This window comes from Sphaerisporangium fuscum (genome assembly GCF_018531465.1).
In the GTDB taxonomy this organism is placed as follows: Bacteria; Actinomycetota; Actinomycetes; order Streptosporangiales; family Streptosporangiaceae; genus Sphaerisporangium; species Sphaerisporangium fuscum.
The window spans coordinates 313,137-337,572 of record NZ_JAHDTF010000004.1 but is presented as its reverse complement, the minus strand read 5'-3'; the positions used below and the strand labels follow the sequence as shown (position 1 = coordinate 337,572).

At 71.0% G+C, this 24,436-nt stretch carries 21 protein-coding genes; 7 read left to right on the top strand and 14 right to left on the bottom strand.

From position 1 onward, the window contains the following. Window positions 1–50: 50 nt before the first annotated feature. Together KIK05_RS06555 and KIK05_RS06550 are read right to left on the bottom strand one after the other, a co-directional pair. Window positions 51–1,169, bottom strand: a complete 1,119-nt coding sequence (locus KIK05_RS06555; protein WP_308249795.1) for an acetate/propionate family kinase — start codon at window positions 1,167–1,169, stop codon at window positions 51–53. A gap of 185 nt (window positions 1,170–1,354) precedes the next feature. Beyond that, complete coding sequence (locus KIK05_RS06550; protein WP_214409638.1) at window positions 1,355–2,155, bottom strand: alpha/beta hydrolase; 801 nt, start codon at window positions 2,153–2,155, stop codon at window positions 1,355–1,357. 520 nt (window positions 2,156–2,675) lie between these two features. On the opposite strand from KIK05_RS06550, the gene typA reads away from it, so the two are divergent. After that, window positions 2,676–4,526 (top strand): translational GTPase TypA, encoded by a 1,851-nt coding sequence (gene typA / locus KIK05_RS06545; RefSeq protein ID WP_214409637.1) that lies wholly within the window; start codon window positions 2,676–2,678, stop codon window positions 4,524–4,526. A 79-nt stretch (window positions 4,527–4,605) separates the two neighbouring features. Here the strand turns inward: typA and KIK05_RS06540 are convergent, their stop codons facing one another. The 3 genes from KIK05_RS06540 to KIK05_RS06530 form a co-directional block, all read right to left on the bottom strand. After that, window positions 4,606–5,496: a polysaccharide deacetylase family protein gene (locus tag KIK05_RS06540; RefSeq protein ID WP_308249778.1), complete on the bottom strand. Its 891-nt coding sequence runs from the start codon at window positions 5,494–5,496 to the stop codon at window positions 4,606–4,608. Window positions 5,497–5,526: 30 nt separating this feature from the next. Further along, window positions 5,527–5,811 (bottom strand): hypothetical protein, encoded by a 285-nt coding sequence (locus KIK05_RS06535; protein ID WP_250562313.1) that lies wholly within the window; start codon window positions 5,809–5,811, stop codon window positions 5,527–5,529. A 173-nt stretch (window positions 5,812–5,984) separates the two neighbouring features. Then, window positions 5,985–6,566, bottom strand: a complete 582-nt coding sequence (locus KIK05_RS06530) for a helix-turn-helix domain-containing protein (RefSeq protein WP_214409635.1) — start codon at window positions 6,564–6,566, stop codon at window positions 5,985–5,987. Between the two features lie 85 nt (window positions 6,567–6,651). Between KIK05_RS06530 and KIK05_RS06525 the strand changes: the two genes are divergently transcribed. Continuing rightward, entirely contained in the window at window positions 6,652–7,488 is an 837-nt protein-coding gene (locus KIK05_RS06525; protein ID WP_214409634.1) for a DMT family transporter, read from the top strand. A 122-nt stretch (window positions 7,489–7,610) separates the two neighbouring features. Here KIK05_RS06525 and KIK05_RS06520 read toward each other — a convergent pair whose 3' ends face one another. Then, window positions 7,611–8,207 (bottom strand): sigma-70 family RNA polymerase sigma factor, encoded by a 597-nt coding sequence (locus KIK05_RS06520; RefSeq protein WP_214409633.1) that lies wholly within the window; start codon window positions 8,205–8,207, stop codon window positions 7,611–7,613. 287 nt (window positions 8,208–8,494) lie between these two features. Here KIK05_RS06520 and KIK05_RS06515 point away from each other — a divergent pair, with 287 nt between their 5' ends. Then, window positions 8,495–9,568: a PLP-dependent cysteine synthase family protein gene (locus tag KIK05_RS06515; RefSeq protein ID WP_214409632.1), complete on the top strand. Its 1,074-nt coding sequence runs from the start codon at window positions 8,495–8,497 to the stop codon at window positions 9,566–9,568. A 24-nt stretch (window positions 9,569–9,592) separates the two neighbouring features. Here KIK05_RS06515 and KIK05_RS06510 read toward each other — a convergent pair whose 3' ends face one another. Continuing rightward, window positions 9,593–10,600: an ABC transporter substrate-binding protein gene (locus KIK05_RS06510; RefSeq protein ID WP_250562312.1), complete on the bottom strand. Its 1,008-nt coding sequence runs from the start codon at window positions 10,598–10,600 to the stop codon at window positions 9,593–9,595. A gap of 114 nt (window positions 10,601–10,714) precedes the next feature. Here KIK05_RS06510 and KIK05_RS06505 point away from each other — a divergent pair, with 114 nt between their 5' ends. From KIK05_RS06505 to KIK05_RS06495, 3 genes are read left to right on the top strand one after another with little or no spacing between them, the layout of a single operon-like run. Further along, on the top strand, window positions 10,715–11,755 hold the full coding sequence (locus KIK05_RS06505) for a FecCD family ABC transporter permease (RefSeq protein ID WP_214409631.1): 1,041 nt from the start codon (window positions 10,715–10,717) through the stop codon (window positions 11,753–11,755). Next, window positions 11,752–12,861, top strand: a complete 1,110-nt coding sequence (locus tag KIK05_RS06500; RefSeq protein WP_214409630.1) for a FecCD family ABC transporter permease — start codon at window positions 11,752–11,754, stop codon at window positions 12,859–12,861. The genes KIK05_RS06505 and KIK05_RS06500 overlap by 4 nt, the downstream gene beginning before the upstream one ends. Continuing rightward, on the top strand, window positions 12,858–13,655 hold the full coding sequence (locus KIK05_RS06495) for an ABC transporter ATP-binding protein (protein WP_214409629.1): 798 nt from the start codon (window positions 12,858–12,860) through the stop codon (window positions 13,653–13,655). Before KIK05_RS06500 ends, KIK05_RS06495 begins: the two co-directional genes overlap by 4 nt. Window positions 13,656–13,676: 21 nt before the next feature. On the opposite strand, the gene KIK05_RS06490 is transcribed toward KIK05_RS06495, so the two are convergent. After that, the gene (locus tag KIK05_RS06490) at window positions 13,677–15,089 is read right to left on the bottom strand and encodes a serine/threonine-protein kinase (protein ID WP_214409628.1); all 1,413 of its coding nucleotides are present in this window, start codon (window positions 15,087–15,089) and stop codon (window positions 13,677–13,679) included. A 138-nt stretch (window positions 15,090–15,227) separates the two neighbouring features. Then, the gene (locus KIK05_RS06485) at window positions 15,228–15,896 is read right to left on the bottom strand and encodes a TetR/AcrR family transcriptional regulator C-terminal domain-containing protein (protein WP_214409627.1); all 669 of its coding nucleotides are present in this window, start codon (window positions 15,894–15,896) and stop codon (window positions 15,228–15,230) included. A 95-nt stretch (window positions 15,897–15,991) separates the two neighbouring features. Here KIK05_RS06485 and KIK05_RS06480 point away from each other — a divergent pair, with 95 nt between their 5' ends. Then, window positions 15,992–17,605: an FAD-dependent monooxygenase gene (locus KIK05_RS06480; RefSeq protein ID WP_214409626.1), complete on the top strand. Its 1,614-nt coding sequence runs from the start codon at window positions 15,992–15,994 to the stop codon at window positions 17,603–17,605. A gap of 33 nt (window positions 17,606–17,638) precedes the next feature. Here KIK05_RS06480 and ftsY read toward each other — a convergent pair whose 3' ends face one another. From ftsY to mutM, 5 genes are all read right to left on the bottom strand, one after another. After that, entirely contained in the window at window positions 17,639–18,826 is a 1,188-nt protein-coding gene (gene ftsY / locus KIK05_RS06475; RefSeq protein WP_214409625.1) for a signal recognition particle-docking protein FtsY, read from the bottom strand. Between the two features lie 103 nt (window positions 18,827–18,929). Continuing rightward, on the bottom strand, window positions 18,930–22,610 hold the full coding sequence (gene smc, locus KIK05_RS06470) for a chromosome segregation protein SMC (RefSeq protein WP_214409624.1): 3,681 nt from the start codon (window positions 22,608–22,610) through the stop codon (window positions 18,930–18,932). Window positions 22,611–22,862: 252 nt separating this feature from the next. After that, window positions 22,863–23,054 (bottom strand): hypothetical protein, encoded by a 192-nt coding sequence (locus KIK05_RS06465; RefSeq protein WP_214409623.1) that lies wholly within the window; start codon window positions 23,052–23,054, stop codon window positions 22,863–22,865. Window positions 23,055–23,243: 189 nt separating this feature from the next. Then, a complete protein-coding gene (locus KIK05_RS06460; RefSeq protein ID WP_214409622.1) occupies window positions 23,244–23,540 on the bottom strand; it encodes an acylphosphatase in 297 nt (98 codons plus the stop codon). Then, a complete protein-coding gene (gene mutM / locus KIK05_RS06455; RefSeq protein ID WP_214409621.1) occupies window positions 23,537–24,433 on the bottom strand; it encodes a bifunctional DNA-formamidopyrimidine glycosylase/DNA-(apurinic or apyrimidinic site) lyase in 897 nt (298 codons plus the stop codon). Before mutM ends, KIK05_RS06460 begins: the two co-directional genes overlap by 4 nt. Between the last annotated feature and the right edge of the window lie 3 nt (window positions 24,434–24,436).

The window sequence follows — 24,436 nt, the reverse complement described above, 5'->3', positions numbered from 1 at the left end:
CGCTGGAGCCCTTCCGGTTGATCTCCTACCTCCGTGGAGGTAGACGACAACTATTCGGGATTGGTTCGCGAGATGACGGTGAAAGTTTCGCGGGCGATCTCCAGCTCCTCGTCGGTGGCGACGACGGCGACCGCCACGCGCGACTCGTCGGTGGAGACCAGGCGGGTGCCGGTGCAGGAGACGTTGCGGAAGGGGTCGAGGCGGACGCCCATGGGCTCCAGGCCGGTGAGCACCCGGCGCCTGACCTGTGCGGAGTTCTCGCCGACGCCGCCGGTGAAGGCGATCACGTCGACCGTGCCGAGCACCGCGCAGTAGGCGCCGATGTACTTCTTCAGCCGGTGGCAGTACACGTCGTAGGCCAAGGTGGCCCGCTCGTCGCCCGACGCCCTGCGCTCCATGACCGTTCTCATGTCGTTGTCACCGCACAGCCCCAGCAGGCCGCTGCGGTGGACGAGCATCTCCTCGACGTCCTCGGGCGACATGCCGCCGCGGATGAGCTGGAAGACCACGGCCGGGTCGATGTCGCCGGAGCGGGTGCCCATCACCAGGCCCTCCAGCGGGGTCATGCCCATCGAGGTGTCCACGCACCGCCCTGCGGAGATGGCCGAGGCGCTGGCGCCGTTGCCGAGGTGCAGGACGATGACGTTCGCGGTGGCCGGTTTGCCGACCATCTCGGCGGCGAGGCGGGAGACGTACGCGGTGGAGGTGCCGTGGAAGCCGTAGCGGCGCACGCCGAACCTCCGGGCGACCTCGTCGTCGATCGCGTAGGTGTGGGCGGCCGGCGGGATGGTGCTGTGGAAGGCGGTGTCGAAGACGGCGACCTGTGGCACCTCGGGCCAGAGCCTGCGCGTCACCTCGATGCCGGCGAGGTTGGCCGGGTTGTGCAACGGAGCCAGCGGGACGGCGGCCTCGATCTGCTTGACGACGTCGTCGTCGATCAGCGCGGGCTCGGTGTACGAGGGGCCGCCGTGGACGACGCGGTGGCCGACGGCCCTCATCTCACCGGGAACCCGCGACACCTCCTCGGCCACCCGCTTCAGGGCCGCCTCGTGGTCGTGGACGCCGGACTCCGGCTCACCGATGCGCTCGATCTTGCCCGCCTTCAGCCGGACCGGGCCGTCGAGGTCGATCAGTTGGTATTTCACTGACGAGGATCCCGAGTTGATCACCAGGATCACTTGGTCCACCCCCTGTGCCTGGATCACCTGGCGGCGACCGCGCTGACAGATGTCCGGAACCGATGCCCCCGGACGCGAGCCTTAACCGGCCCGGCGGCGCTCCGCGATCCAGGCCAAGCATGGAAGATGGCGTTCACGCAGGACGGGGCGGGGGCCGTGTCCCGCCTGAGGGCGGGTCAGGTCGCGGAGTGGGCGCTCGCGGGGCTGGCGTCCTCGCCGGAGTCCCAGGGAGCCCCGGCGATCCACCTGCCGATGCGCCTGATCAGGTCGGGGGTGGCCGCCGACTCCGCGTGGCCGTACCCCTCCTCGATCCACAGCTCCTTCGGTTCGCGGGCGGCGTCGAAGATCTGGTGGGCGTGCTCCAGCGGGAAGAACCGGTCGGCGTCGCCGTGGACGACCAGCAGCGGCGTCGGCGAGATCAGCCCGGCCGCCTCGTGCGGCGCGAGCGGCACGGGGTCCCACTGGCCGACCTTGATGCGGGTGCGCTTGGCCACCCGCGCCACCAGGCGTCCTGAGGCCCGCTCGATCGCCCAGTGCACCTGCCGCATCGGGCGGGTGCCGCGGTAGTACCAGCGGGCGGGCCCGCTGACGGCGACCACGGCGTCGGTCCCCCGGTGCAGGGCCGCGTGGCGTACGGCGATGGCGGCCCCCATGGAGAAGCCGACCGTGGCCACGTGCGTGTACCCGACGGAACGGGCGTGCCGCACGGCCGCGTCGAGGTCGAGGACCTCCTCGTCGCCGACGGTGGACAGGCCGCCCGACCTGCCGTGCCCGCGGAAGTCGAAGGCCACCACCCCGCCGAACCCGCTCAGGACGTGGGCGATGCGCCGCGTCGTGGCCTCACGCCAGGATCCGGTGAACCCGTGCGCGAGGACGATGCCGAGATCGGGCTCGCCCCGGGAGGGGGTGTGCGCGGCGTCGATGCGCACACCGTCCTTGGTCATCAGCGTCGCGGGGAATGCTGTGGCGAGAGGCATGCGTTGAGCTTATTCGCCACCGTCGTAGCGCACTGCGGCGAGTGGTAGGCCACCGGGGCGGCCAGGGCAGCCGTTCCGTCGGCCTTGGCCGACATCGGCATGACGCAGCCCGCCGCGAACGCTCCGAGCACCAGCCCCCATACGACGAGGCGGCAACCTTGGCCCTTGCGCCGCCTGCACTGATACCGGTCGGACGGCCGGCCGGTCCGGAGTGCGGTGGCGGCGACTTGTGTCAGTCCTTCGTCCACCATGCTGTCTGCCTTCCCGTGCCCGGCGGTGTTAGTCCCCGGCGCCGTTTCATGCGGCGTACAGTGCGGCCTCGTACGGGCACCCGTACCCGCCGTCGTTCCTGGTGAACGGGGGTTGGACGGACACCGGGCGGGCCCGGGAACGAGTTTGGAATAACGCCGGAATTGTCCTCTTTGCGGATGACCGGCACATGCTGGTAACAGCGATCAACTAAAATGGGGGAGCCGCAGTGTCCGCGGCGTGCCCCCACGACCCAGAGCGAGATTCAATCATGCCTTTGAACAGCCGCGACGACCTGCGGAACATCGCGATCATCGCGCACGTCGACCACGGCAAGACCACGCTCGTGGACGCCATGCTCTGGCAGTCCGGGGCGTTCCGCGCCAATCAGGACGTCGACGAGCGGGTCATGGACTCCAACGACCTGGAGCGCGAGAAGGGCATCACCATTCTCGCCAAGAACACCGCCGTCAAGCACGGCGGCATGACCCTCAACATCATCGACACCCCCGGCCACGCCGACTTCGGCGGCGAGGTCGAGCGCGGCCTGTCGATGGTCGACGGCGTCGTGCTGCTGGTCGACGCCTCCGAGGGTCCGCTGCCGCAGACGCGGTTCGTGCTGCGCAAGGCGCTCGCCGCCAAGATGCCGGTCATCTTGTGCATCAACAAGGTCGACCGGCCCGACGCCCGCATCAAGGAGGTCGTCGACGAGGTCTACGAGCTCTTCATGGACCTCGACGCCACCGAGGAGCAGATCGACTTCCCGATCGTCTACGCCTCCGCCAAGGCCGGCCGGGCCAGCCTGAACCGTCCCGAGAACGGCGGCATGCCCGACTCCGACGACCTGGAGCCGCTGTTCCAGACGATCGCCGAGACGATCCCGGCCCCGGTGTACGACCCGTCCGCGCCGCTGCAGGCCCACGTCACCAACCTCGACGCCTCCAGCTACCTCGGCCGTATCGCCCTGTGCCGTGTCCACCAGGGCACCATCAAGAAGGGCCAGCAGGTCGCCTGGTGCCGCACCGACGGCAGCATCCAGCGCGTGAAGATCAGCGAGCTGCTGATGACCGAGGCCCTGGAACGCAAGCCGGCCCTGGAGGCCGGGCCCGGCGACATCATCGCCATCGCCGGCATCCCCGACATCATGATCGGTGAGACCCTCGCCGACCCCGACGACCCGCGTCCGCTGCCGCTGATCACGGTCGACGAGCCGGCGATCTCGATGACGATCGGCACCAACACCAGCCCGCTCGTCGGCAAGGTCAAGGGCTCCAAGGTCACCGCCCGCATGGTCAAGGACCGCCTCGACAAGGAGCTCGTCGGCAACGTCTCGCTGCGCGTGCTCCCCACCGACCGTCCCGACGCGTGGGAGGTCCAGGGCCGTGGCGAGCTGGCGCTGGCCATCCTGGTCGAGCAGATGCGCCGCGAGGGCTACGAGCTGACGGTCGGCAAGCCGCAGGTGGTCACCAAGACGGTCGACGGCAAGATCCACGAGCCGGTCGAGCGCCTCACGGTCGACGCCCCCGAGGAGTACCTCGGCGCGATCACGCAGCTGCTGGCCGTCCGCAAGGGCCGCATGGAGCACATGACCAACCACGGCACCGGCTGGATCCGCATGGAGTTCGTGGTCCCGGCCCGCGGCCTGATCGGCTTCCGCACCGAGTTCCTCACCGAGACGCGCGGCACCGGCCTGGTCCACCACGTCTTCGAGGCGTACGAGCCGTGGTTCGGCGAGCTGCGCACCCGCAACAACGGCTCGCTGGTCGCCGACCGCGCGGGCGCGGTCACCGCGTTCGCCATGATGAACCTCCAGGAGCGCGGCACGCTGTTCGTCTCGCCCGGCACCGAGGTGTACGAGGGCATGATCGTCGGAGAGAACTCCCGCTCCGACGACATGGACGTCAACATCACCAAGGAGAAGAAGCTCACCAACATGCGCTCCTCCACCAGCGAGGAGACCGAGAAGCTCATCCCGCCGCGGGTGCTCTCGCTGGAGCAGGCCCTGGAGTTCTGCCGCGAGGACGAGTGCGTGGAGATCACCCCGGAGACCGTCCGCATCCGCAAGGTCGTGCTCGACGCCCCCAGCCGCGCCCGCGCGGCCGCCCGCGCCAAGCGTGGCTGAAGCATCCCGGGCATGAACGCCGGCCGCCTCGCGGGGCGGCCGGCCGGTCGGCGGAGGGGCTCAGGGCCGAGAAGGGCTTTCAGGGCCGCGGCTTCGCCGCGACGCGGCTTTCGCCCGTCTCCCCGGCGTAGCGTCTGCCGGGGACGAGCTGCTCGTCACCGAACAGCTCCGAGACCGTGACGAAGGTGTACCCCTTCGCCTCCAGCTCCTGGAGCAGGCGGGGCACGGCCTCCACCGTGGTCTTGTGGATGTCGTGCATGAGCACGATCGCGCCCGGCTGGGCCACGGAGGCCCGCTGCACGATCAGCGGGGTGTTGCGGTCACGCCAGTCGAGGGTGTCCAGGTCCCACAGGATCTGCGCCAGCCCCGCGCCGCGGGTCCCGTCGGCGACCTTGCCGTCGGTGTTGCCGTAGGGCGGCCGCATCAGCCGCATGGTGACGCCGGTCACCGTCCTGACGACCTGCTGGGTGCGGTCGAGCTGGGAGCGCAGCGCGTCGGGTGACAGGCCCGTGAGCGACGGATGGTCCCAGGAATGGTTGCCGATCTCGTGCCCCTCCGCGACCATGCGCTGCAGGAACGGCGCGGTCTGCGCGTTCACCATCTGCCCGACCACGAAGAACGTCGCCTTGGCCTGGTGGGCGTAGAGGGTGTCGAGCAGCGTGCCGGTGTAGTCGAACGGGCCGTCGTCGAACGTCAGCGCGACGCATTTGACCTGCTTGCACTGGATGTTCCGGCGCTCCTGCACCTTCGGACGCCTCCCGGGCCAGACGGGCTGCTGGGCGATCAGTCGTGCGGCCAGGATCCGGGGGTCGGCCACCGGCCGTACCGGGGCGGTACGCCGCACGCGGAGGGCGTCCCCACCTCGGCCCTGCCCGGGGGCCCGCACCTCGCCGCATCCCGGCAGGCAGAGCGCCGCCGCGAGCGAGAGCGAGATCGACAGCCATGCCATTCCGATTCGAGACGGTGCCACTCGCACGCTCCCCCCGTACAGCGGCAGGGGTCACGGGTAATGCTCGGCCGCTCCCCCGCGCAGAGTCTTGGCGAGCTCGTCCCACCAGGGCGGAACGTCTGCCCGTAACTCGGCGTAACGACGTGCCACCCGAATGGCACATCCAACCGGATCAGTACCCAAATGGCGACGCTTCACCACACCCTCCTGCCAACGGTAAAAGCCATCACGGAATGTGACGACCAGCCCGATCCACACAGAAAGGATGGCGTCTTCACACACTTCGTACGCGTCGGTCACCCCCAGGCCTTCGAGCTCCACCTGGAGCTTCGCCATGGCCGCTCGGGAGTCAGTCACCCGTCCACCCCCTGACGGCCTCCGGGACGACCGGGAACCCAAGGCTTCAGCGCACTCACACCGGTGATGTACCCGCCTTGACCGAAGCTTTGAACCGTTGTCGGCGAGCCGTGACTCGACTGTGAGGAACAGCGGTCACGGCGTAGGGGGCTCTACTGGTCGGGCGTCTCCCTGGGCTCGGTGACGACCATGACGAAGCGGAGCGGCCCCTCGCCCTCGTTGGCGTAGCGGTGCGGCCGGTCGGCGCTGAACAGCACGGCCTCGTCGCGGCCGATCACGTGGCTCGCGCCGTACACCGACAGGGTGAGCTCACCCTCGAGGACGGTGAGCATCTCACGCGTGCCGGCGGGGTGGGCGTCGCCGTCGTGGTACTCCCCCGGCGCCAGGGTCCAGTCCCACAGCTCCAGGATGGCGGGCGCGTCGGATCCGACGAGCAGCCGGGCGGAGCCGCCCTTGTCGCTCTTCCAGAGCGTGACGACGTCGGAGGAGTGGACGACCCGCACGACCGGGGTGTCGGAGACCTCGACCAGGCGCGCCACGGTCACCCCGAGCGCGTCGGCGATGCGGGTCAGTGTGGTCACGCTGGGGTTGGTGCGGCACTGCTCGATCTGCACGAGCATGCCCCGGCTCACCCCCGAGCGGGCGGCCAGCGCGTCGAGCGTGAGCCCGCGGTGCGCCCGCTGGGCGCGGACGTTGTTGGCGATCGCCGCCGTGATCGTCTCCGGATCAGGCATGAGTGCAGTCTAGTGTGATTTGTGTGCAATCTAGTACACCCAATAGGTTGTACAAACAGTGCAATGCAGTAGAGGTGTAGAGGTAATGACCGCAGTGGTGCTGGCGACGGTGTGCGCCGTGGTGTACGGGACGGCGGACTTCTTCGGCGGTCTTGCCACCAAGCGCTCCAAAGTGCTCGCCGTCGTCATGTTGTCGCAGGTCACGGGCCTTGCCTTCGTGCTCCCGCTGCTCCCCCTGCTGCCCGGCTCCCTCAACGCGGCCGCTCTGGGCTGGGGCATGGCCGCCGGCCTGTGCGGCGGGCTGGGCGTCATCCTCTTCTACCGGGCGCTCGCCAACGGCGTCATGTCGGTGGTCGCCCCGACGACCGCGACCACCTCGGCGGCGCTGCCCGTGCTGGCGGGGCTCCTCATGGGCGAGCGGCCGAAGGCCCTGGCGCTCGGCGGGGTGGTGCTGGCGCTGGCGGCGGTCGTGCTGGTGAGCCGCGACTCGAACGCGGGCCTGGGGAAGGCGGCGCTGCTTCCCGCCCTGCAGTCGCTGGCCTCCGGTCTCGGGTTCGGCGCGTTCTTCATCCTGCTCAAGCAGGTGCCCGAGAGCACCGGCCTGTGGCCGCTGTTCGGCGCCCGTCTCGCCTCCACCGTCGTGGCGGCCGTCCTGGCGGTGACCACCAGGCGGACGTTGCGCCCCGGGCGGGGAGCGCTGCCGGCGATCGTGGCCGCCGGGGCCCTCGACATGCTCGCCAACGTGCTCTACCTGTTCGCGGCCCAGCGCGGCCTGCTCGCCGTGGTCGCGGTGATCGTGTCGCTGTACCCGGCGAGCACGCTCCTGCTCGCCCGGTACGTCCTCGGGGAGCGCCTGAACACCGTGCAGGTCACGGGTGTCGCCCTGGCCCTCGGCGCCGTCGCCCTCATCGCCTCGGCATAGGCGCCGCGGACATGACGAAGGCCGGCACGGCGGATGCCGTACCGGCCTTCGTGACAGCCTGGGCGTCCGGAGCCGGAGGGACGTGGGCCGGCTCCCGGGCTCCCGGAAGTGAAGTGGCCCGGTCAGGCCGCCTGGAACTGCGGGGACATCCGCACGGCCCCCTCCTCGTGCGCGTAGCCCTCCAGCATGTTCCTCAGCTGGCGGCGGCCGCGGTGGAGGCGGGACATCACCGTGCCGATGGGCGTGCCCATGCGCTCGGCGATCTCCTTGTACGCGAACCCCTCGATGTCGGCCAGATAGACCGCGACACGGAAGTCCTCGGGCAGCGACCGCAGGGCGTTCATGACGACACTGTCGGGCAGCTGCTCCAGCGCCTCGGTCTCCGCCGAACGCAGCCCCGTGGACATGTGGGACTCCGCGGCGGCCAGCTGCCAATCTTCGATGTCCTCGGCGGCCGACAGCTTCGGCGACCGCTGCTGCTTGCGGTAGTCGTTGATGAAGTTGTTCGTCAGGATCCTGTGGAGCCAAGCCTTCAGGTTCGTGCCAGGACGGAACTGGTGGTAGGAGGTGTACGCCTTGGCGACGGTCTCCTGCACCAGGTCTTCGGCGTCGGCGGTGTTCCGGGTGAGGCGCATGGCCGATGCGAAGAGCTGGTTCGTCACGGGCATGACGTCACGCTCGAACCACGCCTGACGCTGCTGTTCGGTCATCGAGATCATCTCATCCCCCTCATACCTGCTGTCCCCCGTTACCCATCCGGCATGAACCCATGCAGGCTCGGTTACCGCTTTACTCCATCTGACGGCTGATCACATGCTTACGGTTCACCTATAAGGGTGATGTTAGGGGTATTAGCTGGTCAGGAGAGTCACGAAGCGAGAGCGGGCCGGGGCGGCCACTACACACCCCAAAGCCGGACAAGTCTCATAATCGTAACAGACTCTCCACCAAACGGAAGAAAATGTGGTCAGAGTCACACAGAAGGTTTACAGGGTACCGTATCGCCATGAACTACGTGGACAGGCATGATCCGAAGGTACGAGCGTGGGTGGCCGAGGCGATCCGCACCGTGGAGGCGGACGCCAACCGCAGCTGCGACACCCATCTCCACGTGTTCCCGCTCCCACCACACTGGGGCATCGACCTCTACCTCAAGGACGAGTCGGTGCACCCGACCGGCTCGCTCAAGCACCGCCTGGCCCGCTCGCTGTTCCTCTACGGCCTGGCCAACGGCTGGATCGGCCCCGACACCACCGTGATCGAGGCCTCCAGCGGCTCGACCGCCGTCAGCGAAGCCTACTTCTCCCGCATGCTCGGCCTGCCGTTCGTCGCCGTCATGCCCGCCACCACGTCCCCGGAGAAGATCGCGCTCATCGAGTTCTACGGCGGCAAGTGCCGGCTCGTCGACGACCCGAGAGCGATCTACGAGGAGTCGCGCCGCCTCGCGGAGGACACCGGCGGCCACTTCATGGACCAGTTCACCTACGCCGAGCGCGCCACCGACTGGCGGGGCAACAACAACATCGCCGAGAGCATCTACCAGCAGATGTCCCTGGAGCGGCACCCCGAGCCGTCCTGGATCGTGGTCGGCGCGGGCACGGGCGGCACGTCGGCAACCATCGGCCGCTACATCCGCTACCGCCGCCACTCCACCCGACTGGCGGTGGTCGACCCGCAGGGGTCGGCGTTCTACCCCTCCTGGGTCGAGGGCGACACGGGCGCGACCGCGCCCGGCTCCCGCATCGAAGGCATCGGACGGCCCCGGGTGGAGCCGTCGTTCCTGCCGACCGTGATCGACCGCATGATCCAGGTGCCGGACGCCGCCTCGATCGCCGCCATGCGGTGGGTCCGGCAGGTCACCGGGCGCCACGTCGGAGGATCGACCGGCACCAACGTCGCGGCGGCCGTACAGATCATCAAGGAGATGCGCGAGCGGGACGAGCGCGGCAGCGTGGTCACGCTGATCTGCGACGGCGGCGAGCGCTACCGGTGCACCTACGACAACGACGCCTGGCTCGCCGAGCGGGGCATCGACATCGACCCCCCGCTCCGCGAGTTCGGCACGTTCCTGGAGTTCTAGCCATGTTCCCGGCCGGCGGCGGGGTCAGGCGCTCCTGGCCGGGTCCACGCCGAAGGTCGCGGCCAGGTCGTCGAGGATGACGTTGGCGCCCTGGATGCCGCAGGCGGTCATCCAGGTGATGTCGTCGACGTCCTTGCGCTCGCCCTTGAGCCTGCCCCACAGCGGGTTGGCCTCGAACTTCTCGCGGATCTTGCGGACGTCGCCCTTGTCGTCCGGGTAGGTCGCGACGAAGATCCGGTCGGCGTCGAGGTCGGCGATCCGCTCCTCGCTGATGTTCACGGCGATCTTGTCCGTGGCGGTCGGCTGGCCCTGGGGGCGGGGGAAGCCGGCGTCCTTGAGCACGAGGCCGGAGTAGGAGTTCTCGACGTACAGCCGGACGGTCGGCTCCCCGGCGAAGCGGGCGATCGTGACGGTCGGCATCTTCCCGCCGTTCTTCTCCTTCACCGCCTCGCCGATCTTGGTAGCGCGCTGCTGGTACGCCGTGAGCCGCTGCTCGGCGAGGTCCTCCTTGCCGAGCGCCTTGCCCATGAGGCGGAGGTTCTCCTTCCACAGGGCCCCGGTGCTCTCGCTGAACACCGTGGGGGCGATCTGCGACAGCTTGTCGTACAGCGCCTCGTGGCGGACCTTGGCCGAGACGATCAGGTCGGGCTTAAGCGCGATGATCTTCTCCAGGCTGGGGGCCTCCAGCGTGCCGACCACCTGGGCCTCGCGGCCGTACCGCTGGGCGCTCGCCCCGAGGTAGCCGGGAAGCTTGTCGGTGAGCGCGCGGTAGGTCGTGAAGCCCACGACCTCGGTGTCCAGGGCGAGCACCGCGTCGACGAAGCTCTGGTCGAGCGCCACCACGCGCTTGGGCGGGGCGGGGATCGTGGTCTTGCCCATCGCGTGCTCGACCACGCGGGGCCAGGCGCCGCCGCCCGCCTGCGCCTGGCCCGATTGGGGACCGGCCTCCTGGGTGGTCGACCCGCACCCCGCCAGGCCGATCAGAACCGCGGCGACCAACCCCAGGGCGCTCAGCGCTCGCATCTCCGTCATCCTCCCATTAGGTCCACCTAAATTAGGTAAGGCGTGCCTAATCTGACATACTCGGGACGGATCAGGCAAAGCCGGCCGGGTGGGCCGGCGGCGAAGAGACGTGAAGGGGTGGTCATGGCCGCGACGGCAGCCGTGGACCGCCCGTCCGCCCGCGGCCTGCGCGCCCGGCGGCTCACCGTCCTCACCGGCCTCGCGCTGGCCGTCCTGGTGGCGGCGGCCCTCAGCGTCATGATCGGAGCCAAGGCCGTCTCCCCCGCCGGCGTCTGGCAGGCCCTCTGGAGTCCGGGGGGCGGCGAGAGCGACGTCATCGTCCGGAACCTGCGCGTGCCGCGCACCGCGCTCGGCCTGCTCGCCGGGCTCGCCCTCGGCGTCGCCGGAGCGCTCATGCAGGGCCACACCCGCAACCCGCTGGCCGACCCCGGCCTGCTCGGCGTGACGCAGGGCGCGGCGTTCGCCGTCGTCCTCGGCATCGTGCTGTTCCGGCTCGACGGCGTCTCGTCCTACGTCTGGTTCGGCCTGGCGGGCGCCCTGGTCGCCAGCGCGGCGGTCTTCGCCCTCGGCCTCGCGGGCGGGCGCGGCGGCCCCACCCCGGTGACGCTCGCCCTGGCGGGCACCGCCGTCAGCGCCCTGCTGTACGCGCTCACCTCCACGATCGTGCTGCTCGACCAGCAGGCGATGGACATGTTCCGGTTCTGGCAGCTCGGGTCGATCGCCGGGCGGGACGCCGGGGTCGCGGGGCAGGTCCTGCCGTTCGTCGCCGCGGGCCTCGCCCTCGCGCTCGCCAACGGGCCCGGCCTGAACGCTCTCGCGCTCGGCGAGGACGTCGCCCGCTCGCTCGGCCAGAACGTCGCGCTCACCCGCGCGGTCGGGATCGCCGCGATCACGATGCTCACCGGGGCCGCCGTCGCCGCCTGTGGCGCGCTCGCCTTCGTCGGCCTCATCGTGCCGCACCTGGCCCGCTTCCTCGCCGGCCCCGACCACCGCTGGCTGCTGCCGTACTCCGGACTCGCGGGCGCGGCGCTGCTCCTGCTCGCCGACGTCATCGGCCGCGTCGTCGCCCGGCCCGGCGAGCTGGAGGTCGGCGTCGTGCTGGCCCTGCTCGGCGCCCCGTTCTTCGTCGCCCTGATCCGACGCGGACGATCGGTCCGCCTGTGACCGCCCCGCACCACGCCGAACCCGCCACCCGCGCCGTACGGCTCGCCGGGCAGCGGCCACTCCGTCTCGGCGGCGTCTCCTGGCTCGTACGTCCGCGCGGCGTCGCCGTCACCCTGACCGGACTGGCGGCGCTGCTCCTGCTGCTCGCCCTGAACCTGCGGCTGGGCGACATCCCCATGGACCTGGCCGACGTCGTGCGGGCGGTGCTCGGCGCGGACGGCACCGGCGGCACCCGCATGGTGATCATGGAGCTGCGCATGCCCCGCGCGCTCACCGGAGCGCTGGTCGGCGCCGCGCTCGGCCTGTCCGGCGCCATCACCCAGGCCATCGCCCGCAACCCGCTGGCCGGCCCGGACATCCTGGGCGTGACCTCCGGGGCGAGCGTCACCGTGGTCGGGCTCACCGTGGCGGGCGGCGCGGCGTACGGCGGCGCGAGCGGCGCCCTGGCGTCGATCGGGCTGCCGTTGGCGGCCCTGGCGGGCGGGCTCGCCGGGGCGCTGCTGGTGTACGGGCTGGCCTGGCGCCGCGGGCTGGACGGCTACCGGCTCGTGCTGGTCGGCGTGGGCGTCGTCGCGGTGTTCACCAACCTGAAGTACTGGCTGCTGACCGTGGGCGACGTCAACGACGCCACCCGGGCCATGGTGTGGATCAGCGGCTCGCTGAACGGCCGCGGGTACGAGCACGTGGTGCCGGTCGCCGTCGCCCTCGCCCTGATCGTCCCGGTCACGCTCACCGGCACGCGGGTGCTCGGCGCGCTGCGCCTGACCGACGACACGGTCAAGGGGCTGGGAGTACGCGTCGACCTCGCCCGTGCGGCGCTGCTGCTGGCCGCCGTGCTGCTCGCCTCCGTCGCGACCGCCGCGGCGGGACCGATCGCGTTCGTCGCCCTGGCGTCCCCGCAGATCGCGCTGAGGCTCGCGGGCGTCGCCCAGCCGCCGCTGGTCGTCTCGGCCGTCACCGGCGCGGTGCTCGTCACCGGGGCCGACCTGATCGCGCGGACCCTCACCCCGGTCGAGTTGCCCGTCGGGGTGGTCACGGCGGTGCTCGGCGCCCCGTACCTGATCTACCTTCTCGTCCGCGTCCGGCGCACCAAGGGTGGGATATGAGGCTCCAGGCGGTCGACGTGAGGCTCGGGTACGGCGATCGGCTGATCGTCGACGGGCTCGACCTCGGCGTCGAGACCGGGACGGTCACCACGATCATCGGACCGAACGGCTGCGGCAAGTCGACCTTGCTGCGCGCGCTCGGCCGGCTGCTGAAACCCGCGTCCGGGCAGGTGCTGCTGGACGGCAAGCGCATCGACCGGATGCCGAGCCGGGAGGTGGCGAGGATCCTCGGGGTCCTGCCGCAGGCCCCGGCGGCGCCCGAGGGACTCACCGTGGCCGACCTCGTCGCCCGGGGCCGCCACCCGCACCAGGCGTGGTACCGCCAGTGGTCGGCCGGCGACGAGTCGGCGGTCGAGGAGGCGCTGCGGATGACCGGGCTGCTCGACCTCGCCGAGCGGCCGCTGGACGAGCTGTCGGGCGGCCAGCGGCAGCGCGCGTGGATCTCGATGGCCCTCGCCCAGGGCACCGACCTGCTCCTGCTGGACGAGCCCACGACCTTCCTCGACCTGGCCCACCAGATCGACGTGCTGGAGCTGGTCACCCGCCTGCGGGACGAGGCGGGCCGTACGGTCGTGATGGTGCTGCACGACCTGAACCTCGCGGCCCGTTACGCCGACCGTCTCGTGGCCATGCGCGCCGGCAAGGTGGTCGCGGCGGGCACGCCGCACGAGGTGATCACTGAGGCCGTCCTCGACGAGGTCTTCGACCTGGCCGCCAAGGTCATCCCGGACCCGGTGGCCGGCACGCCCATGGTCGTGCCGATCGGCGTGCGGGGGAACGCCTCCTCACGGTAGCGCCCGTCGGAGGCACGGCTGTCACCCGTTCACGGGACGGAGGGTTCCCCGCGCCGCGCGGTCACCCGCCGCGGAGATGTAGGAGACCTCCAGGTTGTCTCCGCGGATCCTGACCTTGAAGTCGCCCGAGCCACAGTCGTCGGTGACCTCGTGCAACCGGTAGATGCTTCCCGAGCGCGAGGTGAGCTTCAGATCACCCTTGCAGCCGAGGCGCGGGTACTCCACGCTCATCTTCCCCCCGGCCTGAAAGCGCATCGTCACCGGCAACGTGCCTGCCTCTTTGCGGAGCAACGCGCCCTTCCAGGCGCCGTCGAGCTGGACCAGCTCGACGGCCACCGTCTGCCTGTGAGACGCCTTCCAGTAGAGGAAGGCGCCCGTGGCCAGGCCGCAGGCCAGCAGGACGCCGGCCACGGCGATCGCCACCGGCCGGAGCCGTACGCGGCGCGCCCGCTTTTCCGGCGAGGAGGTGGTCCGGGTGGGCTCTTCCGTGACGGCGGGGGCGGAGGTGTCCTCGTCCTGCTCACGAACGACGTCGGGGGTGGCCCCCGGTGCGGCCGGCTCTTCCTGGGGCCGCGCCTCCCGTACGGGCGGGGGCGGCGTGACCGGGCCGCTGTGCTCGGGCGTGCTCCGCGAACCCAGGAGCCGGAGCAGCACGTCCTGCATCGCCGGCCGCTCGGCGGGGTCTTTGGCCAGGCACTGGACGACCAGCGACCGCAGGGGCTCGGGCACGCCGTCGACGTCCGGCGCGCCGTCGATCACCCGGTAGAGCACGGCGTGCGTGGTCTGGGCGGCGAACGGGGAACGGCCGATGGCGGCGTAGGTGATGACCGCGCCCCACGCGAAGACGTCGGCGGACGCCCCGATCGGCTCGCCCTTGATCTGCTCCGGGGCCATGTAGGCCGGCGTGCCGATCACCTGGCTGCTGGTGGTGGAGGTGCCGTCCAGCGCCCGGGCGATGCCGAAGTCGATCACCTGCGGGCCGTCGGGCCCGAGCAGCACGTTGCCCGGCTTGAAGTCGCGGTGGACCAGCCCGGCCTCGTGGATCGCGGTCAGCGCGGTCGCGGTCCCGACGGCCAGCCGGTGCAGGCTCGGACCGTTCCGGGGGCCGTTCCTGCTCACGTCCTCCTGCAGGGACGGGCCCTCGACGTACTCGGTGACGATGTACGGAGGGTTGGCCCAGAGGTCCGCCCCGAGGAACTGTGCCGTGCAGAACGACGCCACCCGCTGCGCCATGGCGACCTCGCGTGCGAAGCGGGCACGTGTGTCGGGGTCGGCGGCGATGTCCTCCCGCAGGACCTTCACCGCCACGAGGGTGCCCGCCTCGTCCCGTCCGAGATGGACGACGCCCTGACCGCCGGCACCCAGCCGGCGTATCAGCCGGTAGGGGCCGATCTGCTGGGGATCACCGGGTAGCTGGACATGGGACACCGTCATCGCACGCCCCCATCGACTAACGGAATCACAGCGTTCCCGACCTGCGCTCCGCGCCACTGACCGGGCATACTCCTAGATCTTGTACTTAAGCAGCAATCTTCTGGCTTGTCCTAGGAATTCCGGTTCTTACCGGCGCTGTCAGCCGGAGCCCTCGGGCAGCGCCCGGGCGGTGGCGACGAGACCTGCGATCAACATGTCGAGGGCCCGCTCGAAGTCCTCTTCGGGGTCGGCCTGCGGCATGACCGGCAGGAGGCGGCTGAAGTGCGGAAGCCGTTCCGGATCGACCCGACGGAGATACCGCTCCGCGTCCTGATGGCCGCCCTCGGAGTGCGAGTCGCCGGTGAAGCCGCTTGTGGACAGCAGCAGTGAACCGAAGACGAGGCTGTTCACCGCGCCGAGCGCGCGCCGGGCGTCGTCGTCGGGGAAGCCGGCCGCGTACAGGGCGCCGACCAGCCCGTCGAAGGCCTGGAGCGCCGTGACGGACGTCGGGTTGGCCTGGTCGGTGACCAGCGCCCGCACCACGACCGGATAACGGCTCATCACCCGGTACATCCGCGACGCCACGCCTCGGACCCGCTCGGGCCAAGGCAGCGCGGGGTCGGCGGGCTCGACCTGGGCGAACACCCGTTCGGCGAGCCCGTCGAGAATGTCGGCCTTGTTCGAGACGTGGTTGTAGAGCGACATCGCCTCGACGCCGAGGGACTTCGCCAGCCGCCGCATGGACAGCCCTTCGAGGCCGTGCTCACCGGCGAGGGCGAGCGCCGCGTCGAGAACCTTCTCCCTGTTCAGAGGCTCACGCCGTCTCATCTTCCGCCCCGCCTCTCTCTGTGCCATTGACAAGCTTACGGCGTATGTATAGTACTTACGCCGTAAGCATACAGCGTAAGTATGGAGGTGTGATCATGCCCGACCCGACCACCACCACCGGCGTGCTCATCGTCGGCGCCGGCCCCACAGGATTGACACTGGCGTGCGAACTGGCACGTCGCAGCGTCCCCCATCGCATCGTCGACAGGGCCGAGCGGCACAGCACCGCCTCCAGGGCCAAGACGATCCAGCCGCGCGCCCTCGAAGTCGCCGACGACCTCGGCGTCGTCGACCGCATCCTGGAACTCGGCGCCGTCCACGTCCCGTCCCGGCACTACGACCGTGACCGGGTGGTCTCCGAAGCCGTCGAAGCGGCGGTGGGCGTGGCCCCCTCACCCGAGGTGCCCCACCCCGCCCCGGTCTGGATCTCACAGCCGCGCATCGAAGCGGTGCTCCGCGACCGGTTGGCCGAACTCGGGGCTCACGTCGAGATGGCCGCCGAGGTCACGGAACTGGCCCAGGACGATGACGAGGTGACCGTCACGCTGCGGACCTCCGAGGGGCCCCGCCTGGTACGCGCACGGTACGTCATCGGCTGCGACGGCGGCCACAGCATCGTACGGCGGCAGAGCGGGATCACGTTGGAAGGCACCACGTACGAGCGGCACCGCTGGTACCTGGGGGATGTCCACATCGACGGCCTCGACCGGCACTGCCAGCACATCTGGATGACGCCGGAACACGGCGTCCTGTCGCTGTTCCCGCTGCCGGGCACCGACCTGTGGCAGTTCCAGGCGTCCATCCCCGCCGACGAGCAGTCGCCCGCGGAGCCGTCGCTGGAGCTGTACCGGCAGATCTTCACCGAGCGGGCGGACCTTCCCGGAGTCCGCATCCACAGTCCCGGCTGGCTGTCGCTGTACCGCATCAACGTCTGCATGGTCGGCCGGTACCGCGCCGGCCGGGTCTTCCTCGCCGGCGACGCGGCCCACATCCACTCACCCGGCGGGGGCCAGGGGATGAACACCGGGATCCAGGACGCCTACAACCTGGGCTGGAAGCTCGCGGCCGTCCTGGACGGCGCCGATCCCGCGCTTCTCGACACCTACGAACAGGAACGGCTCCCGGTCGCCCGCGCGGTCCTGCAGGACAGCACAGCACGCCTGCACATGGTGATGCGCGCCGCCGAGGACGGCGACGGCGCGTACGCGCAACGCAACCTCACCGACGACTTCACCACCGGGCTCACCATCACCTACCGCGGCAGCCGCCTCTCCTGGCCGGCACCGGCGCCCTCGGCCGGTCCCCAGGCCGGTGACCGCGCGCCCGACGCGCCATGCCTCGACACCTCCACCGGTGAGAGGATCCGGCTGTTCGACCTCTTCCGCGGCCCCCACTGGACCCTGCTCGCCTTCGGCGACGACCACGGCGACCTCGGCCGGCTTACCAGTGGTGACCGGAGCGTCCCGCTTGGCGCGTACACGATCACCACCTCCCGCACCACGACCGGCCCCCACGTGGTCCTCGACGGCGAACGGCACGCCCACCGCGCGTACGCCGTCGGCAGCGGCGAACTGGTGCTCGTCCGCCCGGACGGCTACCTCGCCGTGCGATGCCCGGCCCGCGACCGCGAGATCGTCGAGCGATACCTCGACACCCTGTGCTCGCGGGGCGCGGGAGCCGTGCCCACCGATCAGGGGAGATCAAGATGACCGATGTCGCGGTCGCGGGCGGGCGGTGACGTCTCAGCCCTCGTCGTTGCCGAGGATGGCGTCGACGAAGACCTCCGGGTCGAAGGGGGCGAGGTCGTCGGGGCCCTCACCGAGGCCGACGAGCTTGACCGGCACGCCCAGCTCGCGCTGGACGGAGATCACGATGCCCCCCTTGGCCGTGCCGTCGAGCTTGGTCAGCACGATACCGGTGACGTTCACCACCTCGGCGAACACCTGCGCCTGGCGCATGCCGTTCTGCCCGGTGGTCGCGTCGAGCACGAGCAGCACCTCGTCGACCGTGGCCTTCTTCTCGATGACGCGCTTGACCTTGCCGAGCTCGTCCATCAGGCCCGTCTTGGTGTGGAGACGGCCGGCGGTGTCCACGATGACCGTGTCGACCTTGTCGTCGATGCCCTTGCTCACCGCGTCGAACGCCACCGAGGCGGGGTCGGCGCCTTCGTCCTTGCGCACGACCTCGGCTCCGACGCGCTCACCCCAGGTCTGCAGCTGGTCGGCGGCGGCGGCGCGGAAGGTGTCGGCCGCGCCGAGGACGACCTTGCGGCCGTCGCCGATGAGCACGCGCGCCAGCTTGCCGGTGGTCGTGGTCTTGCCGGTGCCGTTCACGCCGACGATCATCAGGACGGCCGGACGCTCGCCGTGCGGAGCGGTGTGCAGGGTGCGGTCCATGTCCGCGCCGATCTGAATGAGCAGCTGCTCGCGCAGCAGCCCGCGCACCTCCTCGGGGTTGCGCGAACCGAGCACCTTGACCCGGGTGCGGAGCTCCTCGACCATCGCCTGCGTGGGCGCGACGCCCACGTCGGCGGTGATCAGAGTGTCCTCGATCTCCTCCCAGACGTCGTCGTCGAGGCGGTCACGGGACAGGAGCTCGAGCAGCCCCTTGCCGAGGGTGCTCTGCGAACGGGCGAGGCGGGCGCGCAGCCGCACCATGCGGCCGGCCGACGGCGGCGGGATCTCGATCTCGGGCGCCACCGGGGCCACGGGCTCCACCGGCCTGGCGGGCGGGGGGACGGTGGTGGTGATGGTGTCGTCTTCGACCACACCGGTGGCGGGGGCCTGCTTCTGCTCGGGGAGCGTCGGCGCCTGCGGCGGCGAGGGCGGCGGCAGGTGCTTCTCCCTGGGCCTGAACAGCAAGAACATGCCGCCCACCGCGAGCAACGCGACGAGGACGACGATCACGATGATGCCGATGTACCCATCCACAAGATGTCAGTTTTCCAGACGAGGCACTGTGCTCACGCCCGGGCTCGCCCACGACGCGCTAAGAGTCCGGATATTTCCGTCGTACGGGCGGACAGGTGAGGACTCAGGCGGATTCGCGTTCGCGGAGGCGTTGGCTGACCACGTGGCTGACGCCGTCGCCGCGCATGCTGACGCCGTACAGGGCGTCGGCGATCTCCATGGTGCGCTTCTGGTGGGTGATGACGATCAGCTGGGAGCTCTGCCGCAGCTCCTCGAAGAGGGTGAGCAGGCGCTGGGTGTTGGTGTCGTCGAGGGCGGCCTCGACCTCGTCCATCACGTAGAACGGCGACGGGCGGGCCTTGAAGATCGAGATGAGGAACGCCACGGCGGTCAGGGACCGCTCGCCGCCCGACAGCAGGGAGAGCCGCTTGACCTTCTTGCCCGGCGGCCTGGCCTCGACCTCGACGCCCGTGGTCAGCATGTCGGTGGGGTCGGTGAGCAGCAGGCGCCCGTCGCCGCCGGGGAAGACCCGCGAGAAGATCGCCTCGAACTCGCGGGCGACGTCCTCGTAGGCGGCCGCGAAGACCTGCTCCACCCGCTCGTCGACCTCCTTGACCACGGTGAGCAGGTCGCGCCGGGTCTTGCGGAGGTCTTCGAGCTGGGAGTTGAGGAAGGTGTGCCGCTCCTCCAGGGCCGCGAACTCCTCCAGCGCCAAGGGGTTGACCTTGCCGAGCTGCGCCATCTGCTTCTCGGCCGTGCGCGCCCGCTTCTCCTGCTCCTCGCGGACGTACGGCACGGGGTCGCCGTCGGCGAGGGGGACGAGCTGGTCGGGGCCGTACTCGGAGATGAGCGCGTCCATCTCGACGCCGTACTCCTCCATGGCCCGCGTCTCCATCTGCTCCAGGCGCAGCCGCTGCTCGGTGCGGGCGACCTCGTTGCCGTGGACGCGGTTGACCAGCTTGTCCAGCTCTCCGGACAGCTCGCGGACGCGCACGCGCACCATCTTGAGCTCGGCGTCGATCTCGCCGCGCGCCCGCTCGGCCTCGTCGCGTTCGCCGGCGGCCAGCACCAGCGACCGCTCCAGCACCCCGAGGGCCCGCCCGGCGCCCTGGACGACGGCCTCGGCCACCTGGGCCTGCGCCCGGCGGCGTTCCCGGAGCGCGGCGGCGCCCGCGCGCTCCTGCCGCTCGCGCGCCGCCGCCCGCATGAGCTGGTCGGCGCGGCCCGCGATGCCCTTCACCCGCTCCTCTGCCGTGCGGACGGCGAGGCGGGCCTCCATCTCGGTCTGCCGGGTCACCGAAAGGGCCGCGGCGCGCTCGTCGCGCACCTCGGTGGTCGGCTCGGCGGCCAGCTCGTCGGCGTACTCGGCCTCGGCGAGCCGCTCCTCGAGCTCCACGACCCCGGCGAGGTCGCGGTCGCGGGCCTCCTCGGCGGCGGAGACGCTCCTCGCCAGCCGCTCGCACTCGTCACGGGCGGCCTTGGCGGCCGCGTCGAGCTGGGCCAGCCGCTTGGCGGCGGCGGCCACCCGCTGGTCGGCCTCCCGCTGCTTGGCGCGCACGCGGTCGAGGACGCCCTGCGCGGCGTTCACGGCGGCCTGCGCGGTGTTGACCCCGGTCTGGGCCTGCGCGGAGCCCGCCTGCGCCGCGTCGACGGCCTGCTGGGCCGTACGCTCCGCCTCGGTCGCCTCGGCCAGCCCGGTGGACGTGCGCTCGGCGCCGGCGCGCGCCTCCTCGAGATCGGCCTCGGCCTGGTCGAGCGCGGTGCGCATCTGCAGCACCGACGTGCCGCCCCCGGAGCCGCCCCGGGCGTAGAAGGATCCCACCAGGTCACCCGACCAGGTGACGGCGCGAAGGTCGGGACGCTCCTCGACGAGCTTGCGCGCCACGGACACGTCGTCGGCGACCACCACGCCCGACAGCAGGCTCTCGACGGCCGGGCGGAACTCGCCGGACACCGTCACCAGGTCGGCCGCCCACCGTGCTCCGTCGACCGCGGCGGGACGCCGGACCGCGGTGTCGGAGGCGATGACCAGGCCCGCGCTGCCGGCCTTCTCGGCCCGAAGCAGCTCGATGGCGTCGACGGCGGTGGACAACGACTCCACGGCGACCGCCTCGGCGGCGGCCCCCAGCACGGCGGCGATCGCCGGCTCGGCCCCCGGCTCGACGGACATCACCGCGGCGAGCGGCCCGAGCACGCCGGACAGGCCCGCCGCGAGCAGCGTGGCGGCGCCGTCGGCCCCTTCGGACAGGCCCATGCGCAGGGCCTCGCACCGGGCCTCCAGGGCCGCGACGGCCCGCTGGGCCTGCTGGTCGGCGGCGCGGGCCGTGCCCACCGCCGCCCGCGCCTCGGCCAGGGCCTTCTTCGGCCCTTCGACGGCGGCCCTGGCCTCCTCGGCGGCGGCCCGTGCCTCCTCCACCGCGGCCTTCGCCTGGGCGACGCCCTCCTCGGCCATCGCCAGCTCTTCGGCGAGCGCCGGGTCGGACGCCGGCTCGCTGAGCTCCTCGGCGTCGTGCTCCTCCTGCGCCCGCTCGCTGCGCCGGCGGGCCTCGTCGAGGGCCTTGGCGAGCCGGCCGATCTCCTCCTCGGCGGCCCTGGCCCTGCCGCGCACGGCTCCCACTTCGCCACGCAGCCGCGCGAGGGCCTCCCGGCGGTCGGCGGCGGCCTTCGCCGCCGCGGCGAGGCGGCGTTCCTCGTCGGCGAGCGCGCTCTCGGCCTCCGTGCGGCGCCAGACGGCCTGCTCCAGGATCTCCTCGGCCTGCTCCAGCTCGATCTTCAGCGCTTCCTCGCGCTCACGGACCTCGGCGGCCTCGCGTTCGTAGTCTTCGGGGTCGCGCCCGCGCCGTTCGATCGAGGCGGCCTCGACGGCGTGCCGGTGCCGCTCGGCGGCGAGGGTCTGGACGCTGGTCAGGCGCTCCTTGAGCGCCGCCAGGCGGTAGTAGGTCTCCTGGGCGGCGGCCAGGCGGGGCTGGGCGGCGCTCTCGGCGGCCTCCAGCTCGGCCTCGCGCTCCTGGCACCGCTGCAGCTCGGCCTCGACCTGGACGCGCCTGGCGACCACCGCGGCCTCGTCGGCGGCCTCGCGTTCGAGGTGGGTGCGCAGCCGTACGACGTCGTCGGCGAGCAGGCGCAGGCGGGCGTCGCGCAGGTCGGCCTGGATCACCGCCGCCTTCCTGGCGATCTCGGCCTGGCGGCCCAGCGGCTTGAGCTGACGGCGCAGCTCGTTGGCGAGGTCCTGCACGCGGGTGAGGTTGGCCTGCATCGCGTCGAGCTTGCGCAGGGCCTTCTCCTTGCGCTTGCGGTGCTTGAGGACGCCCGCGGCCTCCTCGATGAACGCCCTGCGCTCCTCAGGACCGGCGTGAAGGACGGTGTCGAGCTGGCCCTGCCCCACGATGACGTGCATCTCGCGGCCGATGCCGGAGTCGGACAGCAGCTCCTGGATGTCGAGGAGCCGGCAGGTGTCGCCGTTGATGGCGTACTCGCTCTGGCCCGACCGGAACATCAGCCGGCTGATCGTGACCTCGGTGTAGTCGATCGGGAGGGCGCCGTCGGTGTTGTCGATCGTGAGCGTCACCTCGGCGCGGCCGAGCGGCGGCCGGGAGGAGGTGCCGGCGAAGATGACGTCCTCCATCTTGCCGCCGCGCAGCGACTTGGCGCTGTGCTCGCCCATGACCCAGGCGAGGGCGTCGACGACGTTGGACTTGCCGGAGCCGTTGGGGCCGACGACGGCCGTGATGCCCGGCTCGAAGCGCAGGGCGGTGGCGGAGGCGAAGGACTTGAAGCCGCGCAGCGTGAGGTTCTTGAGATACACGCGCCGCCGACCTCCCCATCGTGCCCGGAGATCACCTGCGGCCTTGCCGGCGATCCCTTCCGGGGCACACTACCGGCTCAGGGGCGTTTCAGTGCGCCGTCACGGCGATACGGGAGGCGGGAAAGCGCTTCACCCGGAGTGGGGACGCTTCGGGTGCGGGGCGGAGGAATGACCACGCAAAGAAAAATGCGGAAAAATTGACAAGGGACGCCTTTGCGGGGCGTCCCTGACAGTGTGTTGCCGTACCGAACCTCAGGTGAGGGCCGGCTCGCGATCCTGCAGCGAGAACGCCTCGTCACGCGACTGAGCCGCGAGCGCGTCGTTCTGAGCCTGGAGCCTTGTGAGCTCCGCCTCGAGGTCGCGGATACGCTGCTGGAGACGGCGCATTTCCGAGACCATTCGAGGGTCAAGACCGCCGACGTGGCCGAGTAGAGCCTTCGCCATGGTTAAGGGTCCTCCACGCTGAGTGACCAAACTGGGTCGCGCACTTGTTACCGCGGGAGGGGTGCGCGTGTTTCCTATCAAGAGTCGCACCGGCAATGGAGGCGGTCAAGTTGAACGCTCCCCATGAATGCACCAATGGGCACTCCCGACATGTAAATATACCCCATTTAGGGGGTTTAAGGGAAGCGGCTACCGCTCCACAAATCCACCAAAACCACCACGAACCGGAGACCAGCGCTCCACCACCACATCTACCCGCCCCGGGGTGTCACCACCCCTGAGCTGGGCGAGAAGCTTCTCACAGGCTTCACGCGGCCCCTCGGCCACGACCTCGACCCGGCCGTCGGCGAGGTTGGACGCCGAGCCCACCAGGCCGAGCTCCAGAGCCCGCGCCCGCGTCCACCAGCGGAAACCCACCCCTTGGACGTGCCCGCGCACCCAGGCGTTGAGGCGGACGTCACCGCTGTTCCGCTCGGACTCGGTCATGCTCCCACCCGGGGTTGACATCGAGGGCAACTGTAGGAGGACCTGTTCATGAACGCCTCCCGCAGGACGGGGGCGCCACAGCGGCCGCACGGCTCGCCCTGCCTGCCGTAGACGTTGAGCGACCTGTCGAAGTAGCCGCTCTCGCCGTTGACGTTGACATACAGGCTATCGAAGGACGTGCCGCCCTGGCCGAGCGCCTCGCCCATGACCTCGCGCACGGCCACCAGCAGCTCGCCGATCTTCTCCCTGGTCAGGCCGCGGGTGGAGGTGCCGCCGTGCAGCCGGGCCCGCCACAGCGCCTCGTCGGCGTAGATGTTGCCGACCCCGCTGATCAGCGACTGGTCGAGCAGCGCCCGCTTGATCTCGGTCTGCCTGGCCACCAGCCGCCGGGCGAACAACTCGTCGTCGAACGCCTCTTCGAGCGGATCGGGCGCGATGTGCACGATCGGCTCCGGCACCGGGCGGACCAGGGCCGCGAGGGGCGCCACCAGCAGGTGCCCGAAAGTGCGCTGGTCGACGAAGCGCAGCTCGGGACCGCCGTCGTCGAAGGACAGCCGCACCCGCAGGTGCTTCTCGACCGGCGAGCCCGGGTCGACGACCAGGAGCTGCCCGCTCATCCCGAGATGCGCCATGAGCGCGTCGGACACGACGTCCGGAGAAGCGCCCTCGGAGGGCTCACCGGCGGCTTCGGCCAGGGGCAGCCAGAGGTACTTGCCCCGGCGCTCCGCCGACACCAGCGTGCGGCCGGCCAGCCTGCCGCTGAACTCCGCCGCGCCCGGCAGGTGCCTGCGGATCGCGCGGGGATGCAGGACCTCGGCCTCGGCGATCGTGCGCCCGGCCACCCACTGGGCCAGACCCCGCCGTACGACCTCGACCTCGGGTAGCTCGGGCATCTG